We start from the raw sequence: 13,314 nt of genomic DNA on the forward strand, positions 1-13,314 counted from the left end.
CTGACTTGATCCTCGCCGCAGCCCTTCTTCCCCTCGCAGCGGCAGCAGCGAGTGAGGACCTCGCGGAGCCGGAACCCTATCCGGCACGCGAGGTTCTGGCAGCCTTTGCCACGGCCTGTTCGGGGATCGAGGAGATTCCCGTCGCGCAGGCTTCGGCCCAGGCGGCCGGCTGGGAACATTACTCCCCCGCTGCCGACAGTGCGATTGCCCGCATCGTCGCCTCCGGCGAAGAGCTGATGGCGAAGGAAGACCCCACCGTGCAGATTCTGGATGGCGGCATCTGGCGCAAGTCGGTTGCCGGACGCGAATTGTTCACGGTGATTTCCGGCGTGGAGTTGGACGGTATCGTCTCGCATGGCTGCCGCGTCTACGATCTTTCCGCCCCCGCCGCACTTCCGCTGGAAGAACTGCGCGACTGGGCTGTTCGCGATCCGGCGGAACGGCCCAACGGCATTCCCGGTGGCAGCAAGTTCGTCTGGAACCCGGGGCTGAAACCGGGCCACATGGAAATGGAAATCAGCTTCGTGCCTCAGGGCACGGTGCTTCCCGAACCGCTTGCCGGCATTCCCCTGTCCGGCCTCGTTTTCACTGCCTCCTCGGTGGAGTTTACCGATCTATGAGCATTCTCATCAACAAGGACACCAAGGTCATCACTCAGGGGATGACCGGCGCCACCGGCACGTTCCACACGGAACAAGCCGTGGCCTATGGCACGCAGATGGTCGCGGGCGTGACCCCCGGCAAGGGCGGCACCAGCCATATCGGTATCCCCGTTTATGACACGGTGGCCGAAGCAAAGCACGCCACCAGCGCCACCGCTTCGGTGATCTACGTTCCGCCGCCGTTCGCCGCGGATTCGATCCTGGAAGCGATCGATGCCGAGATCGAACTGATCGTGGCCATCACCGAGGGCATCCCCGTGCTCGACATGGTCAAGGTGAAGCGCGCCCTGTCCGGCAGCAAGAGCCGTCTGATCGGCCCGAACTGCCCCGGCGTTCTGACGCCCAACGAATGCAAGATCGGCATCATGCCGGGCTCCATCTTCAAGAAGGGCTCGGTCGGCGTCGTCAGCCGTTCGGGCACGCTCACTTATGAAGCCGTGCACCAGACCACCATGGCGGGCCTTGGCCAGACCACGGCGGTCGGCATCGGCGGCGACCCGGTGAACGGCACCAACTTCATCGACGTGCTGGAACTGTTCCTGGCCGATGACGAGACCAAGTCGATCATCATGATCGGCGAAATCGGCGGCAGCGCCGAGGAAGAAGCCGCCCAGTTCCTGAAGGACGAGGCAAAGCGCGGCCGCAAGAAGCCGATGGTCGGCTTCATCGCCGGACGCACGGCCCCTCCGGGCCGCCGCATGGGCCATGCCGGCGCGATCGTTTCGGGCGGCCAGGGCGGCGCGGAAGACAAGATCGCTGCGATGGAAGAAGCGGGCATCCGCGTCTCCCCCTCGCCCAGCGAACTCGGCACCACGCTGGCGGATCTGCTGAAGGAACTGGCGTAATCCCTCACCCCCGCTTCGGCGGGGGCCTATTACGGTGAACCCAATGGGCAACGAACTGCACGATTTCCCGCTCGATACCGGCTCCGAAGGGCCGCAACCCGGCCCCAGCTGGAAGAATCCCCGCTGGCCGCTGACCGATGTGGCGAGCGAGGACGACCTCACGCAGGCGCTCGATCCCTTCGCCATGAAGGCGGTGGTGAAGCAGTCCGCCGAAAAGGCCGGACTGAAGCTTGACGAACGGGCAATCGAGCAGGCGGCAGCGGATGCGATCCGCGCCATGATGCTGGTGCGCACTTATCGCGTGCGCGGCCATCTTGCGGCCGATCTGGACCCGCTGGGTCTGCATCAGCGGGAACTGCCGGCCGACCTCACGCCCGAATATCATGGCTTCTCCGGCGCCGCGCTGGACCGTCCGGTCTATATGGGCGGCAATCTCGGCCTCGAATGGGCGACCGTGCGCGAGATCGTCGACACCCTGCGGGCCAATTATTGCGGCCATGTCGGCCTCGAATACATGCACATCACCGATCTGGACGAGCGCCGCTTCCTCCAGCAGCGCATGGAAGGTGCCGGCAAGGAAATCGAGTTCACCGAGAACGGCAAGAAGGCCATCCTGGCCGCCGTGATCCGCGGCGAGGAATATGAAAAGTTCCTCGGCAAGAAATATGTCGGCACCAAGCGCTTCGGCCTGGATGGCGGCGAGTCCATGATCCCGGCGCTGGAGGCGGTGATCAAGTATGGCGGCGCGCTGGGTGTGCGCGAGATCGTCTATGGCATGGCCCATCGCGGCCGCCTCAACGTGCTCGCCAACGTGATGGCCAAGCCCTATCGCGTGATCTTCCACGAATTCTCAGGCGGCAGCGCCAATCCGGAAGACGTCGGCGGTTCGGGCGACGTGAAATATCACCTCGGCACCAGCACCGACCGCGAATTCGACGGGATCAAGGTTCACATGAGCCTGGTGCCCAACCCCAGCCACCTCGAAACGGTGGACCCGGTGGTGCTGGGCAAGGTCCGCGCGCAGCAGGCCTTCCGCGAGGATCTGGACAAGCATGAGCAGGTTCTGCCCGTCCTGATCCATGGCGACGCGGCCTTTGCCGGCCAGGGCATCGTCTGGGAATGTTTCGGCCTGTCCGGCGTGCGCGGCTACAGCACCGGCGGTTGCATCCACTTCGTGATCAACAACCAGATCGGCTTCACCACCAGCCCGAAATTCGCGCGCAACTCGCCCTACCCGTCCGACGTGGCCAAGGGCGTGCAGGCCCCGATCCTGCATGTGAACGGCGACGATCCGGAAGCGGTGACCTTCGCCTGCAAGCTTGCGGTCGAATATCGCCAGACCTTCAAGCGCGACATCGTGATCGACATGTGGTGCTATCGCCGCTTCGGCCACAACGAAGGCGACGAGCCCAGCTTCACTCAGCCGCTGATGTATTCCAAGATCCGTCAGCACCCGCGTGTCAGCGAGATCTATGCCCAGCGCCTGATCGAAGAAAGCGTGATCGATAAGAACTGGGCCGGGGAAACCGCGTCCCACTTCATCGCTGTGCTCGATCAGGAATTCGAGGCTGGCAAGGGCTACAAGCCCAATGAGGCAGACTGGTTCGCCGGCCGCTGGAGCGGGCTGAACAAGCCGGCCGATCCGGAAACCGCCCGCCGCAACATCAATACCGCGATCGAACCCAAGCTGTTCGAAAGCCTTGGTCGCACGCTCAGCACCGTTCCTGCGGATCTGGAGATCCACAAGACGCTGGCCCGTGTGATCGATGCCAAGCGCGAGATGTTCGAGAGCGGCAAGGGCTTCGACTGGTCGACGGCCGAGGCGCTCGCCTTCGGCAGCCTGATGATGGAAGGCTTCGGCATCCGCCTGTCCGGGCAGGATTCCAGCCGCGGCACTTTCAGCCAGCGCCATGCGACCTGGATCGACCAGCGCGACGAGCGCAAGTATATCCCGCTCTGCGAACTGCCGCATGGCAAGTTCGAGGTCTATGACAGCCCGCTGTCCGAATATGGCGTGCTGGGCTTCGAATATGGCTTCGCCAGCGCCGACCCGAAGACGCTGGTGCTGTGGGAAGCGCAGTTCGGCGACTTCGCCAATGGCGCGCAGATCATCATCGACCAGTATATAGCCGCGTCCGAAGCCAAGTGGCTGCGTGCCAACGGCCTCGTGATGCTGCTGCCGCACGGCTATGAAGGCCAGGGGCCGGAACACAGTTCCGCTCGCCTGGAACGCTTCCTGCAGCTGTGTGCGGGCGATAACCTGCAAGTGTGCAACATCACCGTTCCGGCCAATTACTTCCACGTGCTGCGCCGGCAGATGCTGCGTCCCTTCCGCAAGCCGCTGATCATCATGTCGCCCAAATCGCTGCTGCGCCATCCCATGGCGAAATCGCAGGCGAGCGAGTTCACCGGCGAAGGCCACTTCATGCGCCTCGTTTCGGATACGAAGCCGATCGAGGACAAGAAGGTCCGCCGCCTCGTGCTTTGTTCGGGCAAGGTCGCCTATGACCTGATCGAAACGCGCGACAAGGAAGCACTGGACGATGTCTCGATCGTTCGGGTCGAGCAGCTCTATCCCTTCCCGGGCGAGCCGCTGGCCGCGCGCCTCTCGCGGATGAGCAATCTCGAGGAAGTGGTTTGGTGCCAGGAAGAACCGCGCAATAATGGCGCATGGTTCTTCGTGGAAAGCCAGATCGAAGACGCGCTGACCGCAGCAGGCAAGGCAGGCATGCGTGCCTGCTATGCCGGGCGCGATCCCGCCGCCTCGCCCGCCACGGGCCTCGCCTCCAAGCACAAGGAACAGCAGGAGGCGCTGGTCGCCGCCGCGCTGGGCCTCGACCATTCCGCCCCCGCCGCCGCCAAGGCGAAGGGCAAGTAAGCCTGACCCCCACAGGGAAGAACGACCATGACCATCGAAGTCAAAGTCCCCACGCTCGGCGAATCCGTGACCGAGGCCACCGTCGGCGAATGGCTGAAGAAGCCCGGCGAAGCTGTGAAGGCGGATGAACCCATTGCCAGCCTCGAGACCGACAAGGTCGCCGTGGAAGTGCCCAGCCCCGTTGCGGGCGTGATGGGCGAGTACAAGGTCGCCCTGGGCGATACGGTGGAAGTCGGCGCGGTCCTCGCGCTGGTGGAAGAAGGCGCGGTTGCGGCCGCCGCTACTCCGGCACCTGCCGCCCAGCCGGCTCCGGCTCCGGCAATCCCCGCCGCCGTGACGCCCGAACCGGCAGAGACCGACAGCCTTACCCTGTCGCCCGCCGTACGCCGCGCTGTGCTGGAACACGGGATCGACCCCTCGACCGTGAAGGGCACCGGCAAGGATGGCCGCCTGACCAAGGAAGACGTGCTGAGCGCAGCCAAGGCGAAGGAAGCCTCGCCCGCCCCCGCCGCCAACCCGGCCGCCGCGCCGGTCGCTGCCGCCACGGGCGAGCGCCGGGTCGAGCGCGTGAAGATGACGCGCCTGCGCCAGACCATCGCCAAGCGCCTGAAGAGCGCGCAGGAAAATGCCGCGCTGCTCACCACCTTCAACGATGTCGACATGTCGGCCGTGATCGAGGCGCGCGCCAAGTACAAGGACGTGTTCGAGAAGAAGCACGGCGTCCGCCTGGGCTTCATGAGCTTCTTCGCCAAGGCCGCCGTGCTGGCGCTGAAGGACGTGCCCGCCGTGAACGCCCAGATCGAGGGCGACGAGATCATCTATCACGATTTCGTCGATATCTCGGTGGCGGTCTCCGCGCCGAACGGCCTCGTCGTGCCGGTGGTGCGCGATTGCGACAAGCTGAGCTTTGCCCAGATCGAACAGTCGATCGCCGATTACGGCAAGAAGGCCAAGGACGGCACGCTGACCATGGCCGACATGCAGGGCGGCACTTTCACCATTTCCAATGGCGGCGTGTTCGGCAGCCTGATGTCCACCCCGATCATCAACCCGCCGCAGAGCGCCGTGCTCGGCCTGCACCGGATCGACGAGCGCCCGGTTGTGGTGAACGGCGAAATCGTCATCCGTCCGATGATGTACATCGCCCTGTCCTATGACCATCGCATCATCGACGGCCGCGAAGCCGTGACCGCGCTGAAGATCATCAAGGAAGCGATCGAGGACCCGACGCGTCTGCTGATCGATCTGTAATGGCGAATGGTTCGCGCACCCTTCGACAAGCTCAGGGTGAGCGGACATTGGTTTTGAGTGAAGAGTTCCGTTCGTCCTGAGCCTGTCGAAGGACGCGCACCACGGAGGCCCCAATGGCTGACCAGTCTTACGATTACGATGTCCTCATCATCGGTGCCGGTCCCGGCGGCTATGTCGCAGCGATCCGTGCGGCGCAGCTGGGCCTGAAGACGGCCTGCGCCGAAAGCCGTGAGACACTCGGCGGCACCTGCCTCAACGTCGGCTGCATTCCCTCCAAGGCACTGCTGCACGGTTCGGAACTGTTCGAGGAAGCCGCCCACGGCGCGCTCGCCAAGTTCGGTATCAAGACCGGCAAGGTGGAAATCGATCTGGCCACCCTGCTGGGCGAGAAGGACACGGCAGTCAAAGGCCTGACCGGCGGCATCGAATATCTGTTCAAGAAGAACAAGGTCGACTGGCTGAAGGGCCATGCCACCTTCAAGGATGCGCACACCGTCGAAGTCGCCGGGCAGACGGTAACGGCAAAGAATGTCGTCATCGCCACCGGTTCTTCCGTCACTCCCCTCCCCAATGTCGAAGTCGACAATGACAAGGGCGTGATCGTCGATTCCACCGGCGCGCTGGCCCTGCCCAAGGTGCCGGACCATCTGGTAGTGATCGGCGGCGGCGTGATCGGGCTGGAACTCGGCTCGGTCTGGCGCCGCCTTGGTGCCAAGGTCACCGTCGTGGAATTCCTCGACCAGATCCTGCCCGGCATGGACGGCGAAATGCGCAAGGAAGCGCAGAAGCTGTTTGCCAAGCAGGGTATCGAATTCAAGCTGGGCACCAAGGTGACCGGCGCCACCGTGAAGGGCAAGAAGGCCACGCTAACGCTGGAACCCGCCGCTGGCGGCACTGCCGAAACGCTGGAAGCCGATTGCGTGCTGGTGGCCATCGGCCGCAAGCCCAATACGGATGGATTGAACCTCGAAGCCATCGGACTGGAACTGAACAAGCGCGGCCAGATCGAAACCCGCCACGATTTCCGCACTGCCGTGGATGGCGTGTGGGCTGTCGGCGACGTGATCCCCGGCCCGATGCTGGCCCACAAGGCCGAGGATGAAGGCATTGCCGTGGCCGAATTCATCGCCGGACAGATCGGCATCGTGAACCACGATGTGATCCCCAGCGTGGTCTACACCATGCCGGAAATCGCGGGCGTCGGCCTGACCGAGGAAGCCGCGAAGGAACGCGGCGAGATCAAGGTCGGCAAGTTCCCGATGGTCGCCAACAGCCGCGCCAAGACCAATCGCGATACGGACGGCTTCGTGAAGGTGATCGCCGATGCCAAGACCGACCGCGTGCTGGGTGTGTGGATCGTGGCCAGCGTGGCTGGCACGATGATCGCCGAAGCCGCGCTCGCGATGGAATTCGGCGCGCTGAGCGAGGATATCGCCTATACCTGCCATGCGCACCCGACCCATTCGGAAGCGCTGAAGGAAGCGGCGATGGCAGTGATGGGCAAGCCTATCCACATTTAAGCTGGCTAGGGCTATCCTGCGCCGATGAGGAACCTGATTGCATGGCCTTTGGGCCTGTCGCTCGCCTGCGCGCTCGCCACACCGGCCTGGGCGAACAGTCCTGACCTTCCGGCGGCGCGGGCACAGCTCGAAGCCATTCTGGACAAGGCCTATCCGGCGCTCGCAGCGCAATATCGGGATGTGCACGAGCATCCCGAACTAAGCATGCAGGAAACCCGCACGGCCGCCCTGCTGGCGGGCAAACTGCGCGCGGCCGGCTTCACCGTGACGGAAAAGGTCGGCGGCACCGGCGTAGTCGGCATCCTGCGCAATGGCGACGGGCCGACGATCCTCGTCCGCACGGAAATGGACGCCCTCCCCATGGAGGAGAAGACCGGCCTTTCCTATGCCAGCCGCGTCCGCCAGCAGGGCGACGGAGCGGAGAGCTTCGTAGCGCACAGCTGCGGCCATGATCTTCACATGGCGTGGTGGACCGGCACCGCGCAGGCTCTGTCCGAGATGAAGGACAAGTGGCGCGGCACGCTGATGTTCATTGCCCAGCCCGCCGAGGAAAGCCTGGGCGGCGCGCGCGCCATGCTGGACGACGATCTGTTCAAGCGCTTCGGCAAGCCCGATTTCGGCTTTGCCGCCCATGTCAGCAACCTGCCCGCAGGCACTGTCCAGATCAGGCCCGGAGCGGCAGGCGCTGCATCGGACAGTTACGAGATCACCTTCCACGGGCGCGGCGGCCACGGCTCCATGCCCAGCGCCACGATCGATCCGATCACCATGGCGGCCCATTTCGTCACCGATGCCCAGACAGTCGTGAGCCGCGAGAAGGATGCCGCCGCATTCGGCGTGCTGACCGTGGGCGCCTTCCAGGCGGGCACAGTGGCCAATATCATTCCCGACAGCGCCTTGCTGAAGGTCAATCTGCGATCCAACAGCGCGGATGTTCGCGCGCTGCTTCAGGACGGAGTCGTTCGCACCGCCAAGGCCAGCGCGATGATGGCCCGCGCACCCGAACCCACGATCAATTACATCGGAGGAACGGCGGCTCTCATCAACGATGGCAGCATGGCCGAACAGGCGCGGGCGCTGCTTGCGCCGCTTTATGGCGACGCGATCCAGTTCGTCCCGCGCGACGCCCCGCCCGTTTCGGCGAGCGAGGATTATTCGGAATTCGTATCGGCGGGCGTACCCTCGCTGTTCTTTGGCATTGGCGGCTATTCACCGGACGCCATTGCCGCAGCAAAGGCCAAGGGCGAGCCCCTGCCCGTCAACCATTCCCCCTTCTTCGCCCCCACTCCAGATCCGACCATCCGCGCCGGCGTGCGCGCGCTCGTCATGTCGATCGTCGGCGGCGTCCATCCTGAAAGCGGAACTTCCCCGAAATGAGCCTGCGCCCGTTCCACCTCGCCTTTCCCGTCCGCGATCTCGAAGAAGCGCGCGCCTTCTGGGGCGGAATCATGGGCTGCCCCGAAGGGCGCAGCAGCGATCACTGGATCGATTTCGACTTTTACGGCCACCAGATCGTCACTCATCTGGCCCCCGATGCGGCGGCCGCCAACGCCAACAATCCCGTGGATGGGCACAATGTCCCCGTCCCCCATTTCGGCATCGTGCTGACGCTGGACGACTGGCAGGACCTGGCCGATCGGCTGAAGGCTGCGGGCGTGGAATTCGCGATCGAGCCTTACATCCGCTTCAAGGGCCTGCCCGGCGAGCAGGCGACGATGTTCTTCCGCGATCCTTCCGGGAACGCGATCGAGATGAAGGCCTTTGCCGATCTCAAGCAGTTGTTCGCCACGGAATGAACCTGCGCTAAGGCTGCTGCAAACGAACGGGCGGCCGGAGGAGCGAATGGCAAGAGCGACCACCATGCAGCGCTTCGCACGCTGGCATATCTGGCTAGGCTGGCTGGCCGGGTTCCCGATCCTGATGTGGACCGTGACCGGCCTGTTCATGGCTGCCCGCCCGATCGGCGAAGTGCGCGGCGATCACTTGCTCGCCCGGCCGGACACTGTCGCAACGGATGCGCTGGTCATCCCGCCCCGCCTTGGCAAGGTAAAGGAAATGACCCTGGCCGCGCAGGCAGATGGACCAGTGTGGATCGTGACGCAGACCGACGGCGCGCGCTATCGCTATTCCGCGCGCGACGGCACCGTGCTGGGGCCCGTAACGAAGGACGAGGCTCGAGCCATCGCGGATCAGGCCTATATCGGCACTGCCACGCTGGAAGGCGTCACCTATTTCCCCGGCGATGTCGCCCCATCGGATCTGCGCCAACCCATCGACAGCTGGCAGGCCCGCTTCTCGGACGGCACGCATCTCTACATCGCCGACGTTACCGGCGAGGTCGTGGCCGTCCGGACCGGCTTCTGGCGTGCCTATGATTTCATGTGGGGCCTGCACATCATGGACCTCAAGACACGCGAGAATGCCCATCACGCGATCCTGCTGATCTTCGCGGGCATTTCGGTGGCAGGGGCCCTGCTCGGCTGTATCCTGATGTTCCGCCGCCGCAAGGCACGGGTGAAGGCGTCATGAGCGCCAGCGCGACACTGGCCCTGCCCCCGGCACTCGATGTCGCGGGCGTGGCCGTCTTCGCGCTCAGCGGAGCGCTGCTGGCCGCACAGATGCGCCAGACCTTCGTGACCATGTCGTTCTTCGCGCTGGTTACCGGTGTCGGCGGCGGATCGGTGCGCGATGTGCTGCTGGGCGTGCCCGCCTTCTGGCTGCACGATCCATGGATCGCCCCAGTCATCATGGCCGTGGCACTGGTGGCGTGGTTCACCCCGCATCGCTGGTGGGAGGGGCAATTGCTCGAATGGCTGGACGCGATAGGGCTCGCGGTGTTTTCCGTGCTGGGCACGGCCAAGGCCCTCTCCCTTGGGGCAACGCCGGTTCCGGCGGCGATCCTGGGCATCGTGACGGGCTGCGTCGGCGGGATCATTCGCGACGTGCTCGCGGGCGTTCCCTCCATCCTGATGCGGCCGGAGCTTTACGTGACGGCCGCCGCCCTCTCCGCCTTCACCTGCGCGGCAGGGCTGGCGCTGAACCTCAATGCTCCATTGGTATGGGGCGTCTCCGCGCTGGCAGGCTTTGCCCTGCGCGGCGCGGCATTGCATTGGGGATTTTACCTGCCAGCCTATTCGCGCGGAGGCACTCAGCCGCCTGAGCCGTCGTAATCTCCGGGATAGCCCGACTGCTGCCGCGCGCGGGCATAGCTATCGTCGTCCCACTGATTGTCCGAGCCCGGATAGGCATCGCCATTCAGCGACACGCCGCCCAGATCGACGTTGCGGACGCGGCCGTCATTATCGATCCAGCAATTGAACCCGCCGGCCGTGTCGAGCTGGCCCGAAATCCGCCAGCCATCCGCCGTGCGTGCCGCATTATCGACGCTCGCCACACGCGTATCGCCGCGCTCCACCTGATCGGTGCAGATGCTCACGGCATTGTCGATTCCGCCGCCGGAATAGGTCGATCCGCGATAGCTGTCCTGCTCGCGATAGTCCGGGCGCTCGTCCGGATAAGGATAGGAAGGCTCGCGATAACGATAGTCCTCGCTCGGCCCGGAATCCCTGCTGGAATTGCTCGCCGCACTGGCGATGGCGGCAATACCCCCGATGATGAGCACGCCGGCCAATACGTCGCCCGCATCGATACCGCCGCGATCGCGATGATGGCGCCCGCCCCACCCGGCCATGGTCTCGGCACCGCCAATGGCAGGCAGAGGCTGCGCAACACCCTGCGGCGCGCGCGACTGGGCGGGAAGGTTCGCCGCCGAAGCGGGAGTGGCCGCCATGGACAATGCCGCCGCTAGAGCGAGCGTGGCAGAAGCGTGACGAAAGAACGAACGGGGCATCTCAATGGCTCCCAGAGGCGATACCGGCATGGCCGGATCGTTGGATCAAGCTAGGCGGTCCAGGCTTTCCTGCGCCTGAACCGCCTTCGCTTCAAGATGGGGTGCCCGGTCGAAGGTTCTGCCGGGCACCGGGGGGATTACAGTCCGCGAATGCCGCTATAATCGACATCCACGACCCGGCCGTAGCGGACCTTGCAAGTGAAATTGCCCGCATCGTAGCCCGACAGGCGATTGTTCCACCCGCGATAATCGCCGCCCCAGCCATTGCCGTAGCGATTGTCGCCCCGGCGCCAGTCATGGCCGCGCGTATTCACCGCGATACGGCCCTTGACCCGGTACCCGTCGCGAGTGCGGCTGATATTGCGAATATCGGTCACATCCGCCCGGCCGCCATAGGAGTAACGGCTGGCCTGACGCTCTGCCACGTTGACGCACTGTTCCACCGCGCTGCGCGCGCTGCCGCCTCGACGGTCTCCATAATAGCGATCGTCATAGCCATCGCGATCCCGATAGCCGTCACGGCCATAGCCGCGGTCATAATCGTAGCGGTCGCGATCATTGTCGGAAGCCGCAGCCGCGATGGCCGCGATACCGCCGATGATCAAAGCCCCGGCAATCACGTCGCCGGCATCGATCCGGTCGTCATGGCCATTGCGAGCGTAAGCGGGGGAGACCGAAGCCATCGCCACGGCGCCAGCCGCGACGGTTCCGACCAGGCCCTTGGTAATGGTCTTCATGGGTACTGTCCTCTTCATCCAATGGGGCGGAAATGCCCTTCCATGAGAGGGGGTGTACCGATTCGTGGGTGTGGCGATGCTGAATCGGGCCGACAGCGATCATTCATAAATGAGGTTTGTTTTCTGAACGGCCATAAAGGCACTATCGGGATGCAGCAGGCGCGCTACACCTCGGAAACTGCCAACGGGACGAGTATCTGCATGACCATTCTGCGCCGACCGATCGCCTTTTCTTTCGCCCTTGGCCTCGCAGCGCAGATGGCGGCAATCGCCTCCCCCGTTCAGGCGCTCAGCGAGGAACAGCGCAGCGCCGGGGTCGATCTCAAATGGCAGATCAATTCGCAAATCGGGGAAAATCTCGGCCTTCCGGATGAACGGCAGGCGGAGGCAGTCGAGAATCTCCTGGCCGCTGCGACCAGGGCGGAAGCGGCGCTGGCAACCTATGGCGAAGACCCGGAACTGGCGCTCGAGATGAAGCGGGAACTGGGCGTCGCGCTCTATTACGCCGCCTATTATCGCCAGTTGACCGCGGGCGAGGATCAGGCCCGCACCGAGCGGGTCGACCTGCTCACCCGCTCGCTCGCCGCGCTGGAGCCGGTGATGGCCGCCCCGGACTATGAGGCCAAGCCGCTTTATGAATATCGCGAAATCACGGGCGATCTTTTCGCGCTCGGCGCCTATCTGGACGATCCACGCTGGCGCGCATGGTCGAAAGCCAACATCCATGCCAATCGCCTGCAGTTGGCGGATGCGGCCGGGGATCAGGACTCCATCGCCTTCGAACACAACAAGGTCGCGCAGGCGCTCTATCTGGACGGGTTTCTGACGAACGACGCGGCCGAGATCGCCGAGGCCGAAAGCCACTTCGCCCTCATTCCCGCCGATTTCGTCTATGCGCTGACGGAGAAGATGCGGGAAGCAATCGCGGAAGGACGTGCGCCCTATGCCGGCCCCGGCGAACCTGAATGGGAATGAGGTGGCGCGCATCCCATCGAGGGTAAGACCCAAAGAAAAACCCGCCAGGATCGCTCCCGGCGGGTTTTCCAATCAGCTTGCGGGCTGGATCAGGCTTCGGCCATGTCCAGCTCCTCGCTCATCACCGGGCCGCTATCCTGGCCCTTGGCTTCCACGTCGCGGTCAACCAGTTCGATGATCGCGATCGGGGCGGCGTCCGAAGCGCGGATGCCTGCCTTGATGATGCGGGTGTAGCCGCCGTCACGACCGGCATAGCGCGCGGCCAGAACTTCGAAGAGCTTCTTTTCCTGAGCCTCGTCCAGCACGCGCGCATGCGCGAGACGACGGTTCGAAAGGCCGCCGCGCTTGGCCAGCGTGATCAGCTTTTCGACATAGGGGCGCAGTTCCTTGGCCTTGGGCGTGGTGGTCTGAATCTGCTCGTGCTTGATCAGCGCGGCAGCCAGGTTGCGCATGAGGGCGGCGCGATGGCCGGACTTGCGCTGCAGCTTGCGGCCGGAAAGTTTGTGACGCATTTTACTATCCTTCGTTCGTAAGGGGCCCGTGCGAGGTAGCCCAATCCCGGCGGCAGTTGCGGGTCGCCGCCTTCACCCTAAAGC

At 64.4% G+C, this 13,314-nt stretch carries 13 protein-coding genes; 10 read left to right on the top strand and 3 right to left on the bottom strand.

Annotated features, from left to right (window positions below):
- Positions 1-5: 5 nt before the first annotated feature.
- The 9 genes from WFP36_RS03705 to WFP36_RS03745 all read left to right on the top strand — a co-directional run bounded on the left by WFP36_RS03705 (position 6) and on the right by WFP36_RS03745 (position 10,326).
- Positions 6-620, top strand: a complete 615-nt coding sequence (locus tag WFP36_RS03705; protein ID WP_336977952.1) for a hypothetical protein — start codon at positions 6-8, stop codon at positions 618-620.
- The gene (gene sucD / locus WFP36_RS03710) at positions 617-1,507 is read left to right on the top strand and encodes a succinate--CoA ligase subunit alpha (protein WP_336977954.1); all 891 of its coding nucleotides are present in this window, start codon (positions 617-619) and stop codon (positions 1,505-1,507) included. Before WFP36_RS03705 ends, sucD begins: the two co-directional genes overlap by 4 nt.
- 43 nt (positions 1,508-1,550) lie before the next feature.
- Positions 1,551-4,385, top strand: coding sequence for a 2-oxoglutarate dehydrogenase E1 component (locus tag WFP36_RS03715; RefSeq protein WP_336977955.1), 2,835 nt, complete (start codon positions 1,551-1,553; stop codon positions 4,383-4,385).
- Between the two features lie 27 nt (positions 4,386-4,412).
- Positions 4,413-5,636, top strand: coding sequence for a 2-oxoglutarate dehydrogenase complex dihydrolipoyllysine-residue succinyltransferase (odhB, locus tag WFP36_RS03720; protein WP_336977957.1), 1,224 nt, complete (start codon positions 4,413-4,415; stop codon positions 5,634-5,636).
- 113 nt (positions 5,637-5,749) lie between these two features.
- Positions 5,750-7,156, top strand: a complete 1,407-nt coding sequence (gene lpdA, locus WFP36_RS03725) for a dihydrolipoyl dehydrogenase (RefSeq protein WP_336977958.1) — start codon at positions 5,750-5,752, stop codon at positions 7,154-7,156.
- A gap of 24 nt (positions 7,157-7,180) precedes the next feature.
- Complete coding sequence (locus tag WFP36_RS03730) at positions 7,181-8,533, top strand: amidohydrolase (protein WP_336977959.1); 1,353 nt, start codon at positions 7,181-7,183, stop codon at positions 8,531-8,533.
- The gene (locus WFP36_RS03735) at positions 8,530-8,952 is read left to right on the top strand and encodes a VOC family protein (RefSeq protein WP_336977960.1); all 423 of its coding nucleotides are present in this window, start codon (positions 8,530-8,532) and stop codon (positions 8,950-8,952) included. The genes WFP36_RS03730 and WFP36_RS03735 overlap by 4 nt, the downstream gene beginning before the upstream one ends.
- A gap of 46 nt (positions 8,953-8,998) precedes the next feature.
- A complete protein-coding gene (locus WFP36_RS03740; protein WP_336977961.1) occupies positions 8,999-9,685 on the top strand; it encodes a PepSY domain-containing protein in 687 nt (228 codons plus the stop codon).
- A complete protein-coding gene (locus WFP36_RS03745; RefSeq protein ID WP_336977962.1) occupies positions 9,682-10,326 on the top strand; it encodes a trimeric intracellular cation channel family protein in 645 nt (214 codons plus the stop codon). Before WFP36_RS03740 ends, WFP36_RS03745 begins: the two co-directional genes overlap by 4 nt.
- Here WFP36_RS03745 and WFP36_RS03750 read toward each other — a convergent pair.
- Entirely contained in the window at positions 10,305-11,006 is a 702-nt protein-coding gene (locus WFP36_RS03750) for a hypothetical protein (RefSeq protein ID WP_336977964.1), read from the bottom strand. The genes WFP36_RS03745 and WFP36_RS03750 overlap by 22 nt on opposite strands.
- A gap of 137 nt (positions 11,007-11,143) precedes the next feature.
- Positions 11,144-11,743, bottom strand: coding sequence for a hypothetical protein (locus tag WFP36_RS03755; protein WP_336977966.1), 600 nt, complete (start codon positions 11,741-11,743; stop codon positions 11,144-11,146).
- Between the two features lie 201 nt (positions 11,744-11,944).
- Here WFP36_RS03755 and WFP36_RS03760 point away from each other — a divergent pair, with 201 nt between their 5' ends.
- The gene (locus WFP36_RS03760) at positions 11,945-12,718 is read left to right on the top strand and encodes a hypothetical protein (RefSeq protein ID WP_336977968.1); all 774 of its coding nucleotides are present in this window, start codon (positions 11,945-11,947) and stop codon (positions 12,716-12,718) included.
- An 89-nt stretch (positions 12,719-12,807) separates the two neighbouring features.
- On the opposite strand, the gene rplQ is transcribed toward WFP36_RS03760, so the two are convergent.
- Complete coding sequence (rplQ, locus tag WFP36_RS03765) at positions 12,808-13,230, bottom strand: 50S ribosomal protein L17 (protein ID WP_336977969.1); 423 nt, start codon at positions 13,228-13,230, stop codon at positions 12,808-12,810.
- Between the last annotated feature and the right edge of the window lie 84 nt (positions 13,231-13,314).

Origin of the sequence: Fulverythrobacter fulvus, from assembly GCF_037154085.1 — a bacterium.
Lineage (GTDB): Bacteria > Pseudomonadota > Alphaproteobacteria > Sphingomonadales > Sphingomonadaceae > Andeanibacterium > Andeanibacterium fulvum.

Bases quoted from the DNA above. Each gene is read 5' to 3' on its own strand.
- WFP36_RS03755 (WP_336977966.1), bottom strand. From the start codon at position 11,743: ATGAAGACCATTACCAAGGGCCTGGTCGGAACCGTCGCGGCTGGCGCC.
- WFP36_RS03760 (WP_336977968.1), top strand. From the start codon at position 11,945: ATGACCATTCTGCGCCGACCGATCGCCTTTTCTTTCGCCCTTGGCCTC.
- WFP36_RS03740 (WP_336977961.1), top strand. From the start codon at position 8,999: ATGGCAAGAGCGACCACCATGCAGCGCTTCGCACGCTGGCATATCTGG.
- WFP36_RS03745 (WP_336977962.1), top strand. From the start codon at position 9,682: ATGAGCGCCAGCGCGACACTGGCCCTGCCCCCGGCACTCGATGTCGCG.
- WFP36_RS03715 (WP_336977955.1), top strand. From the start codon at position 1,551: ATGGGCAACGAACTGCACGATTTCCCGCTCGATACCGGCTCCGAAGGG.
- odhB (WP_336977957.1), top strand. From the start codon at position 4,413: ATGACCATCGAAGTCAAAGTCCCCACGCTCGGCGAATCCGTGACCGAG.
- WFP36_RS03730 (WP_336977959.1), top strand. From the start codon at position 7,181: ATGAGGAACCTGATTGCATGGCCTTTGGGCCTGTCGCTCGCCTGCGCG.
- sucD (WP_336977954.1), top strand. From the start codon at position 617: ATGAGCATTCTCATCAACAAGGACACCAAGGTCATCACTCAGGGGATG.
- WFP36_RS03750 (WP_336977964.1), bottom strand. From the start codon at position 11,006: ATGCCCCGTTCGTTCTTTCGTCACGCTTCTGCCACGCTCGCTCTAGCG.
- WFP36_RS03735 (WP_336977960.1), top strand. From the start codon at position 8,530: ATGAGCCTGCGCCCGTTCCACCTCGCCTTTCCCGTCCGCGATCTCGAA.
- lpdA (WP_336977958.1), top strand. From the start codon at position 5,750: ATGGCTGACCAGTCTTACGATTACGATGTCCTCATCATCGGTGCCGGT.
- rplQ (WP_336977969.1), bottom strand. From the start codon at position 13,230: ATGCGTCACAAACTTTCCGGCCGCAAGCTGCAGCGCAAGTCCGGCCAT.